Origin of the sequence: Amphritea pacifica (genome assembly GCF_016924145.1) — a bacterium.
Taxonomy (GTDB): domain Bacteria; phylum Pseudomonadota; class Gammaproteobacteria; order Pseudomonadales; family Balneatricaceae; genus Amphritea; species Amphritea pacifica.
In genome coordinates this window covers 72,786-85,030 of sequence record NZ_JAFFZO010000004.1, presented here as the reverse complement: position 1 = coordinate 85,030, position 12,245 = coordinate 72,786, and the positions used below count along the sequence as shown (strand labels likewise).

12 protein-coding genes are annotated in these 12,245 nt (G+C 51.9%); 7 read left to right on the top strand and 5 right to left on the bottom strand.

The features are described 5' to 3' along the window. Positions 1 to 247: 247 nt before the first annotated feature. The 5 genes from ftsZ to JW499_RS02945 all read right to left on the bottom strand — a co-directional run bounded on the left by ftsZ (position 248) and on the right by JW499_RS02945 (position 5,939). Positions 248 to 1,450, bottom strand: a complete 1,203-nt coding sequence (gene ftsZ, locus JW499_RS02965; protein WP_205209187.1) for a cell division protein FtsZ — start codon at positions 1,448 to 1,450, stop codon at positions 248 to 250. Positions 1,451 to 1,510: 60 nt separating this feature from the next. Then, complete coding sequence (gene ftsA, locus JW499_RS02960) at positions 1,511 to 2,749, bottom strand: cell division protein FtsA (protein ID WP_205209186.1); 1,239 nt, start codon at positions 2,747 to 2,749, stop codon at positions 1,511 to 1,513. Between the two features lie 632 nt (positions 2,750 to 3,381). Next, on the bottom strand, positions 3,382 to 4,035 hold the full coding sequence (locus JW499_RS02955) for a gamma-glutamylcyclotransferase (protein WP_205209185.1): 654 nt from the start codon (positions 4,033 to 4,035) through the stop codon (positions 3,382 to 3,384). Beyond that, positions 4,032 to 5,558 carry a DNA recombination protein RmuC gene (locus JW499_RS02950; protein ID WP_232846205.1) on the bottom strand — a complete coding sequence of 509 codons (1,527 nt, stop codon included), beginning with the start codon at positions 5,556 to 5,558 and terminating at the stop codon, positions 4,032 to 4,034. Before JW499_RS02950 ends, JW499_RS02955 begins: the two co-directional genes overlap by 4 nt. 30 nt (positions 5,559 to 5,588) lie before the next feature. Continuing rightward, positions 5,589 to 5,939 (bottom strand): hypothetical protein, encoded by a 351-nt coding sequence (locus tag JW499_RS02945; RefSeq protein ID WP_091359374.1) that lies wholly within the window; start codon positions 5,937 to 5,939, stop codon positions 5,589 to 5,591. Positions 5,940 to 6,181: 242 nt separating this feature from the next. Between JW499_RS02945 and JW499_RS02940 the strand changes: the two genes are divergently transcribed. The 7 genes from JW499_RS02940 to JW499_RS02910 all read left to right on the top strand — a co-directional run bounded on the left by JW499_RS02940 (position 6,182) and on the right by JW499_RS02910 (position 11,975). Then, positions 6,182 to 6,823, top strand: a complete 642-nt coding sequence (locus JW499_RS02940) for an O-methyltransferase (RefSeq protein ID WP_205209183.1) — start codon at positions 6,182 to 6,184, stop codon at positions 6,821 to 6,823. 63 nt (positions 6,824 to 6,886) lie between these two features. Beyond that, positions 6,887 to 7,297 carry a hypothetical protein gene (locus JW499_RS02935; RefSeq protein WP_205209182.1) on the top strand — a complete coding sequence of 137 codons (411 nt, stop codon included), beginning with the start codon at positions 6,887 to 6,889 and terminating at the stop codon, positions 7,295 to 7,297. Between the two features lie 38 nt (positions 7,298 to 7,335). After that, positions 7,336 to 9,693: an intermembrane phospholipid transport YdbH family protein gene (locus tag JW499_RS02930; protein ID WP_205209181.1), complete on the top strand. Its 2,358-nt coding sequence runs from the start codon at positions 7,336 to 7,338 to the stop codon at positions 9,691 to 9,693. Positions 9,694 to 9,763: 70 nt separating this feature from the next. Next, the gene (locus tag JW499_RS02925) at positions 9,764 to 9,964 is read left to right on the top strand and encodes a YnbE family lipoprotein (RefSeq protein ID WP_091359363.1); all 201 of its coding nucleotides are present in this window, start codon (positions 9,764 to 9,766) and stop codon (positions 9,962 to 9,964) included. 11 nt (positions 9,965 to 9,975) lie between these two features. Next, complete coding sequence (locus JW499_RS02920; protein WP_205209180.1) at positions 9,976 to 10,311, top strand: YdbL family probable chaperone protein; 336 nt, start codon at positions 9,976 to 9,978, stop codon at positions 10,309 to 10,311. A gap of 24 nt (positions 10,312 to 10,335) precedes the next feature. Continuing rightward, positions 10,336 to 10,857 (top strand): disulfide bond formation protein B, encoded by a 522-nt coding sequence (locus JW499_RS02915; protein WP_205209179.1) that lies wholly within the window; start codon positions 10,336 to 10,338, stop codon positions 10,855 to 10,857. After that, positions 10,857 to 11,975: a lipid A deacylase LpxR family protein gene (locus tag JW499_RS02910; RefSeq protein WP_205209178.1), complete on the top strand. Its 1,119-nt coding sequence runs from the start codon at positions 10,857 to 10,859 to the stop codon at positions 11,973 to 11,975. The genes JW499_RS02915 and JW499_RS02910 overlap by 1 nt, the downstream gene beginning before the upstream one ends. Positions 11,976 to 12,245 lie beyond the last annotated feature (270 nt).

Below are 12,245 nucleotides of genomic sequence, written 5' to 3'. Positions count from 1 at the left end.
CGCCGTCGCAAACCTCGGCGTTCTCTCTGATGCCGATATCAGAGGCCGCGTACTTTAATAGAATTCAGGACTTAAATCAAACATCTGGAACGGTTTTTAACGACTTTTTTCGGATTCGTTTAAAACCGCAACCCAGCCGGGTTTTCAGCGACTCAAAAAAGAAAACCCCGCCTGGGATGGCTCCACAGGCGGGGGAAGTTTGGCTGTTAAAAGATAAGGGGTGGAACATACCCCAATGGGCTATCTTTTAATCAGCCTGACGACGCAGGAATGCTGGAATATCCAGAAACTCCATATCATCCGTACCGGTTTTACGTGACTCTGACGCAGGCTCCGGCTCAACCACGGGGTTATCCTGAGCACGGACAGAATCGTTGCGATTACGCATAACGGTTGGCAGCTCAAGCTGGCTGTAATCACTGACTGCGCTGGCGGCACGACGGGAACCTGAAGCAGACGAGCCATTACTGACCACCCGGATATCCTGCTTTTCAGCACCACCCAGCCCGGTTGCCACGACAGTGACTTTAATCTCATCAGACATCTCTGGGTCGATAACGGTGCCGATCACAACAGTCGCGCTATCTGAAGCAAACTCTTCGATCACCTGACCTACATCGCTGAACTCACCCAGGCCGAGATCCAGACCGGCGGTGATATTCACCAGAATACCGCGAGCCCCCATCAGATCGACATCTTCCAGCAGCGGGCTGCGGACGGCGGCTTCGGCGGCCTCAATGGCACGATTATCACCGCGGGCCGAACCGGTACCCATCATCGAGGTACCCATCTCTGACATCACGGTACGCACATCCGCAAAGTCGACGTTGATCATTCCCGGACGGATAATCAGATCAGAGATCCCCTGCACCGCCCCTTTAAGGACATCATTCGCTTCGTCGAACGCTTTCATCAGGGTGCAGTTTTTGCCCAGTACCTGCAGCAGTTTTTCGTTGGGCACGATAATCAGCGAGTCAACATGCTCGGACAGCTCTTTGATCCCCTGATCGGCGATCAGCATCCGCTTCTTACCCTCGAACGGGAACGGCTTGGTCACCACGGCAACCGTCAGGATACCCAGTTCTTTGGCCACTTCAGCAACGATTGGCGCCGCCCCGGTACCGGTACCACCACCCATGCCAGCGGTGATAAACACCATATCCGCACCGCTGAGCATCTCCAGGATCTGCTCACGGTCTTCCATCGCCGCTTCACGACCGATATCCGGATTAGCCCCCGCACCCAGCCCCTTGGTGATTTCGCCACCCAGTTGCAGGACGTTGCGCGAGCCCATATTGTTGAGCGCCTGTGCATCGGTATTGGCACAGATAAATTCGACCCCATCAACCTCCGATGAGACCATGTGCTGTACGGCATTACCACCGCCACCACCAACGCCAATCACCTTAATGACGGCGTTCTGCGCGATGTTATTAACTAGTTCAAACATGTCCCTTATCCTCCAGGTTCAGTGCCCAACCCGCACCTGTTGTATTGCTTATATTACGTTCTAAAAATTCCCCTGAAACCAGGCTTTCATCCGGTTCAGTATGTTCTCTCTTGCTGGTTCATCGTCATCAACCGGGACGGCATCTCCCTGATGATGGCTATCCTGTTTGGCGTATTGCAACAGACCGATGCCGGTGGCGTAGATCGGGCTGTTAAGGATATCCCCCATGCCCCGCACCCCTTTTGGTAACGCCAGTCGCACCGGCATATGGAAGATCTCTTCCGCCAGCTCCACCGCCCCTTCCATCTTCGCCGTGCCCCCGGTCAGTACTATCCCCGCGGCCACCAGATCTTCAAAACCGCTGCGGCGCAGTTCCGCCTGCACCAGGGTGAACAGTTCGTCATAGCGCGGCTCAACCACCTCTGCCAGCGCCTGACGGGACAAGTCCCGCGCCGGACGATCACCGACACTGGGCACCTTGATGGTGTCCTCGGCACTGGCCAGCTGAGCCAGCGCACAGGCGTACTTGATCTTGATCTCTTCCGCATGGGGCGTCGGTGTGCGCAGCGCCATGGCAATATCGTTGGTCACCTGGTCACCGGCAATCGGGATCACCGCGGTATGGCGGATCGCGCCGCCGGTGAAGATAGCGATATCGGTGGTGCCGCCCCCCATATCCACCATGCAGACACCCAGCTCTTTCTCATCCTCAGTCAATACCGAATAACTGGATGCCAGTTGTTCCAGCACCGCGTTGTCCACCGCCAGACCACAGCGCTTAACGCACTTCTCAATGTTCTGCACCGCATTCACCGCGCCGGTCACCAGATGTACTTTGGCTTCCAGTCGCACTCCGGACATCCCCAGCGGTTCGCGAATGCCCTCCTGGTTATCGATGACATACTCCTGCGGCAGGATATGCAGAATTTTCTGATCCGCTGGAATCGCCACCGCCCGGGCCGCATCAATCACCCGCTCCAGATCATGCTCCATCACTTCACCGTCGCGAACGGCAACGATGCCGTGGGAGTTCATGCTGTTGATATGGCTGCCGGCGACCCCCACGGTCACCGAGTGGATCTTACAGCCCGCCATCAGCTCGGCCTCTTCCACGGCCCGCTGAATGGAGTGCACGGTGGATTCGATATTCACCACCACACCCCGCTTCAGCCCCCGCGACTCATGGGAGCCAATACCAACGATATCGATCGTGCCATCCAGGCCAACCTCGCCCACCAGACACACCACTTTCGAGGTGCCTATATCCAGTGCCACGATCATATTGCTCGTCATTGCCATATCCAGTCACATACTTAGCTATCCGCCCCTCTACCGGGAAACGGTAATTTACCGGCTGCTTTTTGCTTCAGCCCTGAATGTTATTTGACCAACCCCGGATATTTTTTTATCCGGTAAAACCATTCTTTTTGCTGTTTGCAATATTATTGACAACTACAGCAAAAAATAAACCAAATAATTGCTAAAAATGAGTATTTCTTTAAACACAACATTTTAGCCATTAAATATTTGTAAAATTTTGAAGCCTTTTATCTATATCGGCAATTTTTTGCCATCTTTAGCGGCAAATCGCCTACCGCCTCTGCCGTTGCGGCAAATATAGCACGTCTTTGAATACCCCTCTATTTTTATCACATATCGCGCCTTTTTTGTACAAAAAATAAACAAAAATCAAAATTAAATTTTGACTGTAAACATACATATCAATATTTAATTTTGATGATTTTAAGAATTTTCAAAACTTAATTTTGATGAATTACAGAATTTTCAATATTTAGTTTTGATTTTTCATGAAAATTCAAAACAGCATATTGATAAAAACAACCGGGCAAAACATGCCGACGAATTTTTATTCAACGATGGGAAAAGAATATATAAACAGGATCAAAAATGGAGCCAGGCAACCGTGCGGACTAGCGGGAAGGATAGTGATAACCCGTTTCAAAATTACGCCAGTCCTGCAACTCCGGGGTCTGATCCAGATAGGTTCTGAGCGTTGTCTGACCATCGGCAAGATAGCTGCTGTCCAGAAAGTTATCCAGCACAGCACGACCCTGAGAGGCGGCCGCTTGCAAACAAAAGGCGAGATAGCGGGGGAAAGGCAGAATATCATCGCGCCAGATAGCCCCCGTATAGAACCGCCCTACCCGCAGCTCATACTCCTGTGGTGTCACACATTTATTGAGGCGGTAGTCCAGATCATCATAACCGGTACACATCCGCCCCACAGAGGGTGTATCAGGCGCCTGTGACGGTTCTAACGGCACGGTTTCTACCTCAATCCAGCGAAACCGGTGTTCCCGTTCATAGAGCCCGACAAAATCCTCAGCAGAGCATTCAAACTGACTACAGATAATGTCACACCCCGCCACTCTCTGCGTTGAACAGGAGGCCAGTTGCAGGCTCTCCGGATCAGCTCCGTGACGGCTGAGAAACACGATACCGACTTTATTAAAAATACGTCGAAAACCAGACACCCGTACCAGACGAAAGTTTTGCAGCGCCGGCACCGTCTGGCGGGCAGAGCTTTCTGATAACAGCGAACCATAACCCACCACCGAGATCATCTGTCGAGAATCTCCAGCTGTTCAGCATCCGGGTCGGACTCTGAGGCATGATCAGTCAGTTTTTTATCCAGCTCTTTCTTGTTTTTCACACCCAGCTTATGCAGTGACGCCGCCTGGTTAACCAGATTCCCCTTGCCACTGCTGAGGCGTTTATGCGCGGTTTCGTAAGCAGCCTGAGTGCGTCCAAGATGACGCCCGATATCTTCCACGGATTCGACAAAACCTACAAACTTATCGTGCAGCTCACCGCCACGACGGGCGATCTCCTGCGCAAAACGGTTCTGCCGCTCATAACGCCAGATATTATTGATGGTCCGCAAGGTCACCAGCAGCGTCGAGGGACTCACCAGAATAATGTTGCGTTCGTAGGCAAAGCTGAACAGCTCTTTATCCTGCTGCAGAGCTAATAGGAAAGCCCCCTCCACCGGGATAAACATCAGCACAAAATCAAGGGATCGCACCCCTTCCAGGCTCTGATACGCTTTATCACTCAGCCCCCGGATATGGTTGCGAATCGATTGCAGGTGTTCGGCTAAAGCCCGCTCCTGTGCCGGGGTGTCATCAGCAGAGCAGTACTTTTCATAGGCGGTCAGAGAGACTTTCGCATCCACAATAACGTCTTTATCGTCCGGCAGACGGATAATGACATCCGGCATATAGCGCTGCCCCTGCTCACTGAGAGAGACCTGGGTTTCATACTCATAGCCTTTTCGCAGACCGGACTGTTCCAGCACCCGTTCGAGAATCACCTCGCCCCAGTTTCCCTGAGTCTTACTCTCACCCTTGAGGGCATTGGTCAGGTTAACCGCATCCATACTCATCTGCTGATTCAGCTCTTTCAGCTGGGTAATCTGTTCATACAACGAGCGGCGGTCTTTGGCTTCCTTATCGTAGACATCCTCTACCTTGCGCTTAAACTCGCCCAACTGATCGCGTAGTGGGGTTAACAGTGAACCGAGAGAGTCTTTATTCGCAGTGGTAAATTTCGCTGATTTCTCTTCAAAGATTTTGTTCGCAAGATTCTGAAATTCGCTTTTCAGCTGATCCCGGGCTTCAGTCAGCAACTGCAGTTTCTCTGACTGTGATTCCCGCTCACTCTCCAGCCGGCTTTCCAGTTCGGCAATACGTGCCTGTCGCTGACTTAATAAACGTTGCAGATTATCCATCTGCTCCTGTTGCTCAGCCAGTTGGTCATCAAGCGCATATTTATGCGCCTCAACCTGCTGCAACCGTACCTGATCCAGCTCCAGATCCCGCACCCGCGCACTGTTTAGCTGCAGCTCCTGTTCCAGATACTGAACTTTGTCGCTGGCCATCGCCTGATCAACCTGAAAACGTTCCAGTTGCTCCAGCAGTTTCTGCTGTTCCATCTCTGCTTGCTGCAATTGTGAACGATGCTGACTGCTGAGTTTCTGTTTTGTCAGTTGCAACCAGATCAGACCCAACAGCAAACCCAGCACGACACCTGACGCTGCAGTCATCAGGGGGCTATTTAACAGTTCAGTCAACTGGGCAGTCATCATTGTCATTCCTGATTGATGGAGAGAATAAGCTTACCAGAAATGATATAGCAGACCGATAGACACCAGGGTCAGTGGCAGCATCAGAAACAGATTCACCCGATCACCCAACAGACGCTGGGTAATACCCAGAGAGATGGCCGGAAAAGAGAGGAAAACAGAGCTCAGCGGGATCCACCACTCCAGCAACCGGAAACCATACGCCAGCGCACCGATCAGTGTCAGCGCCCCCAGATTTCCCGCCATAATCACCATTACCGCACCATTACGGCTTTGCATAAATGCGGGCTTATCAGCATCCGCCAGTTTATTCAGCTGCCCGGCACTCAGTGCAGCAGACATAGAGACAAAACCGGTACAGAGAAACAGAATCAGGGGGTCCAAGGGGTTACTCCACTTTTACAATGTTTAAAAACGATCATTGTAAGGGATTTTTCATCCCCAACCTATGGCATATCCCCGGATACGGCGGAAAAATGTCACCGCGCAGCATTATTGACGGCGTAACACACCATTATCCCTACACGCCTCAAAAGTGATATTATCTCCGGCAAAATTTACCCGGCACCGAACAGGGCAACGGCGCTGAAAGTCCGGGTCAGACATGTGATGTTGAGAGAGACAGAATGACCCAGTATCTGGTTGATGAAGCCATCGAAGATTACGCCTTTATCCATACCGGCGAAGAGCCTCCCCTGCTGCAGGAACTGATCGATAAAACCAACGAAAATATGGGTTGGCCGCAGAAGCTGTCGGGACGTTTAGTGGGCCGCACCCTGAAGCTGCTGAGTGCGATCCACCAGCCGAAAGTGGCGCTGGAGATCGGCATGTTCACCGGTTACTCTGCGCTCTCTATTGCCGAAGGGATGCCCGAAGATGGCCGGCTTATCTGCTGTGAAACCAACCCCCGGGCGATAGAATTTGCCCAGACCTTCTATGATCGCAGCGAACACGGCCATAAAATTGAAGTGATCTTTGGCCGCGCCCTGGAAACCATCGAAAACCTCGATCTGACACTGGATTTCACCTTTATCGATGCCGACAAACGCAACTATCTTAATTACTATAACCGGGTAAAAGAGATGACCCGTCCCGGCGGACTGATCGTACTCGATAATGTGCTCTGGTCGGGCAAAGTGGTACAACCGGAATCGGAGATCGATGATATCCTGGTGGAAACGAACCGGCTTATCGCCCAGGACCCGGACGTGGAAAACGTCTTCCTGACCGTCAGGGATGGCCTTAATGTGGTGCGTAAGATCCGTTAACCCTCAGACTCTCCGGCTGAAACATTTACTCAGTTCAACCTTAAAAGATCAGGCAGCGCCGATATGCGTTTTATTATCCGTAGTCACAACGATGCGTTTCACCTTGAACCCTGCGGCAGCGAAACAGCGGCGGTACCGGGGGCGGCAGATTACCTGATCGGGGATGCCGACACCCTGCTAAGACTCTATGTAGCAACAGACCTGGATGACCCACTGTTTATCGTGTTACAACAGTTGCGCGACCACTTTCTGGCGGATCTGGATGCGGTTGAAACCCAGGCGGAGATCTATGGTCTGATATACTGGTTACTGGATGATAACGGTATCAGTGCCCAGGGCGCCTCCCTGGAAGAAACAGCTGACCGGCTCAGCGATATTGATATTGCCACCGACAGCGACCAGTATGCGAAAATCATCTTCCACCTGAGGGATGCGGTCGACCGGCTCTGTGAGATGGAGCTGGAGGATATCTGATGTTTAACGGGGTTTAATATTGTGACAGGGAGACGTGCATGCGCAAACTGCTGATAGCCACGGCTCTCCTGTGCTTCCTGATAGCCAGTGTCTATGCAGCGCTTCCGGCAATTGCCGAATACAGTGTCCGCCAGCTTTTGGCAGAGCAGCAGATCGATGCCAGCTTTGACTTGCAAAGACCCGGCCTTAACACGATCCGGATCAACCAGTTTAAACTGCAGAAAAATACTCCGGATCAGTCGTTTGTCCTGACGGCGGAAGCAATCGATCTGCGCTTCACCCCCTGGCTGTTATTTAATTCACAGCGGGTTAAAAGTTTGCATATAGATGGGCTGCAACTGGATCTGACAGTCTCGCAGCGTTCAGCAGCCACGACTGAACCGGGACCGCTGCCGTTTCCACCGCTGCCCTCCTATCTGTTAAAGCAGTTACCCGCCGATACGATTAAACTGGAACACTACAGGGTCAATATCCATTCATCTTCTGAGACCGACAGCTTTCCTCCACTGGTTTTTTCCGGACATCTTTCAACCGATAAAGAGCAGTTCCGCCTCAGTATTGACCAGATTCAGGATGCGCCGCAGATCGCTCTGAAGCTGATCATCGACCATCAGGACACAGGCCAGCTGACCCTGACCACCCAGGAGATTCCCGCCCTTAAAACCCGGTTTTCACTGTCCTATCAGGCACCACAGCTTAGCCTCCAAAGCCAGACAAACCTCTACCCGGAACAACTACAGACGCTGTTGCAACAGCCCCTGTTAACGACGTTTATCACATTGCCTGCGCCGGTCACCCTGCCTGAAATATCCGGCATCGTTACGCTCTCTGGCAGTAGCGAATTCCCCCTCAACAGTGGTCTCGGCGGCGCCCGCCATCACTATCAGGTCTCCAGCCAGGTTACCCTGCAGCAGCCCATTCCTGAGCTGGCACGACTGGATATGCAACAACACTCAGCACTGACATTGAAAAACGATGAACTGACCCTGACGATAGAGCAGCTGTCTGCCAACGGCCAGCAGTTTGCTGCCCACGGGGACACGCCAGAAGCCCCGACAATCCGCTCCGAGGCTATACAGGTTGAGCTGGTTAATCCCCTGCATATTCAAACCACCGTGCACACTCTCAGTCAGTCTGGTATTGAGGCGCTGCAGTTACCCCGGACAGATCTGCGTATCAGCCTGCAACCGGTGACGATTAAATCCACCGGACAACCGGATATACAGATCGGTTCAACCCCCCTATTACTCTCACTGTCAGAGATCAGGCTCAGTGACCAGCATCTGCAGGCTGATCTGACGGCTGACCAGATCGAAGGAAGTTATAACACCCGCTCACTGCCGCTGATGCAACTGCATAGCCATGCTGACATCAGCCCGGACAGGATTAGCCAGCGTTTCAGCCTCAATCTACAGGACCGGCTGCTGGCTGCTGCGACAGAGATCAGCGGTTCAACCACCACTGATCTTACAAGCAACCGTACCACCGGCAGCTGGAAAACCGCCGTGCCACTCAACGGTATCGAAAAACTACTGCGACGTTTTAGCCAGGAGATCCCCCCGGAACTGGTATTCACTGCCGGCACACTGCACCAGTCAGGCTGGCTGGATATGAATAACAATGGCATCGCACTGCGACTGTTAAACCGGACAGAGAAAGCCAGCCTCAGTTACGATCAGACCCATCTCTACGAAATTGACTGGAGTTCAGAAACGGTTAAGAACCATCGCGGTAAATTAGAGGATAGCGGTCAGTTAAAGATCGCTTTTATCGATGTCGGTGTGCCTCTGCAGAACTTCTCAGGACACTACCGCCTTGAACACAGCACAGCTGGCAAACAGACGCTGCAGCTCGACAGTAGCACTGTTGACCTGCTCGGAGGCAAAGTGACCACCCTGCCGGTAACACTGGCATTGGATAATCCCGACTTTAAGACGGCCATCGCGGTGACAGGGATCGATCTGGCGCAACTGATCGCGCTGGAGCAGCAGGAGGGACTCACCGGTAGCGGAACCCTTAATGGTCAGATGCCGGTCCACTTCAGTGACGGGGCGTTAACCATCACAGGGGGACAGGTTCTCAGCACCCCGGACGGGGGCTGGATCAGGTTCGAACCACCGGCGGAGTTTCTGGCGTTACAGGCAGCCAACCCGGCCCTGGGCATCGCCTTTGATGCGCTGCGTAACATGCGCTATGAGAGTCTGGGAATTGAACTGGATTACCAGCCAGATGGGGAGGCCCTGCTAAAAACCCACCTGAAAGGACATAATCCCAACTGGAACCGGGGACAGCCAGTCGACTTTACCATCAATATCGAGGAAAACATCCCGAAATTGTTACAAGCCCTTCAATTTACAGACAAATTGACGAAAACACTGGAAAAGCGATACCGTTGACAGGTTACAATCAGGCAGGGCTGCCACAACGGTATCATAAACGTGCTTTACTATTGACGGAGAACAGCATATGTATATGCCAAAAACACTACAATCGCTGACATTATGCAGTTTAATGCTGATGTTGGCTGCCTGTACACCAACCGTACAGGTCGCTGTTCCTAATGAACCGATCACTATCAATCTTAATGTGAAGATAAAACACGAGATACTGATTAAGGTTGATAAAGAGATTGATAACCTGTTAGAAGAAAACAGCGAACTATTCTGAGGAGGAGCACCATGAAGCAGATAAAAAATATACTGACATTCGCGACCCTGCTGCTGAGCCTGGCGATCCCTCCCTCTGCCTGGGCGATCAGCCTGGATGATGCTAAAAATCAGGGACTGGTGGGTGAACAACTTAACGGCTATCTTGGTGTCGTAAAAAGCACCCCAGAAGTGAATAATCTGGTTAAAACAATCAACAGCAAACGTCGGGAAGCATACGCAGAAACCGCCCGTAACGCAGGTGTTGAGATAAATATTATCGAGTTGCGTATTGGCCAGCGTCTGACCCAGCGGGCTCCGGCCGGGCAATATGTTCAAACCCCTAACGGACAGTGGTCTAAAAAATAAACTTTAAACGATCAGGACAATAATGTGAGCACCTTTGATGTTTCAGGTAAGCCCTCATATCGTTCAAACAATCTCTTAGGCTTTTTGATCTGCGTTGCCAGTCTGGCCGTCACAGAGATCTACATCGAACCGTTGATAGATCAGAGTAATTGCGCCCTGTGTTCGGTAATACGCATCATACTGCTGCTGATGGCAGGATTTTTTCTGCTCGGTTTTCTGATAAACCGCAGTGTCTACTTTCAGCGGTTGCTGGCGACACTGCATCTGCTGCTGATTGCCGGCGGTCTGGTGACCATTGTGCGCAGCCTGTTTGCCGACACCAGCGACATCCCTGAAAGTTGTCAGCAGAGCACCTCTGTCCTGCTGGAAAAAGGCAGTCTCAATGCCCTGCTAACCACCCTGGACAATGCCGGTATCTGCCCGGTGCCTGACTGGCAGTTCTATCAACTAAACGTGGCCCACCTGTCACTCATTATCCTGTTGATCCTGCTGGTAGTGGTGTGGAAGATCATGATTAAAAAACCCCAGAGAAACCTGTTCTTCTGATGAAAACCACCGCCGTAATACTAACCGCCGGGCTGACACTATCGGCCCCGATTATGGCGGCTTCCTCGCAGCCAGATACGTTTGCCAGTGAAAAAAATGCGTTGCTCGGCAGCGAGTCTAACCCCGGAACCTTTAACTTTTATCTGGAAAACGACCTGTTTGCCGATACCGATCAGCAGTATACCAACGGCATCCGTTTTTCCTGGACCTCACCGGACCTGACCAGTTATCTGGATGATAAACGACTACCGGTGTGGGCCCGACGCTATAACCGCTATATCACCGCACCGTTGGGACTGTTTGACGATACTCCGCCGAAACAGGATGAGATCGTCCGAAATCTGGTTGTCACCCTGGGACAGCAGATGTTTACCCCGAAAGACAATAAACGCACCACGGTTGTTCCCGATGACCGCCCCTATGCTGGCTGGCTCTATCTGGGGATGGGTTACCACCTGAAGCATAAACAGCGGATGGATTCCGCCATTATGAATATCGGCCTTATCGGCCCGGCATCACTGGCAAAAGAAGCTCAGGATCTGGTGCACGATATACGTGGCATCGAAAAGTTTGATGGCTGGGACAATCAGCTGAACAATGAACTGGGGCTGCAACTGGTCTATGAACGAAAATACCGCACCCCCGTTCAACGCATTAAAGGCGCTCTCGAATACGATATTATCTGGCATGGTGGTGCCAGTCTCGGCAACGTTGCCACCTATCTCAACGCTGGTGCAGAGTTTCGTATAGGCTGGTTCCTTCCCGATGACTTCGGTACCTCTTCACTGCGCCCCGGAGGAGACAACAGCGCCCCAGGTAGCAATGACCTCCGTACCCAAAGCACCTCCGGTTACAGCCGTGACCAGAACTTCGGACTGCACGGCTTTATGGCGATTGACGGCCGCTGGGTTTTACGGGATATATTCCTGGACGGTAACACATTCAGTCACAGCCACTCGGTGGATAAAGAGAACTGGGTCGGCGACTTCAGTATCGGTGCCAGCATGCTGGTCGAGGACTGGAAAATCTCATACGCCCGGGTATTCCGCAGCAAAGAGTTTGATACCCAGAAAGAAACCCACAGCTTCGGCTCAATCTCGGCGTCTTATAGCTTTTAAGCGCTTATACTTACCACAGAAACCAGAGGAGTAGCAGCTCTTATAAAATACTTCGCCACCAAAAGCACAGTACTCAAAGGGCATGCTAAGCACACCCAGAGAACCACTTAAAGCAAAGCTCTTCTCTGTGGACCTCCGCGCCCTTAGTATGTCCTTTGGATACTGCGGTAAAGCCACCCCAAAAGATTACTCACCACCGAGAACACAGAGAGCACCGAGGAAAAGCGAGACCTAAAGTAAGAACGTAAAGCTCTTCTCTGTGGATCTCCG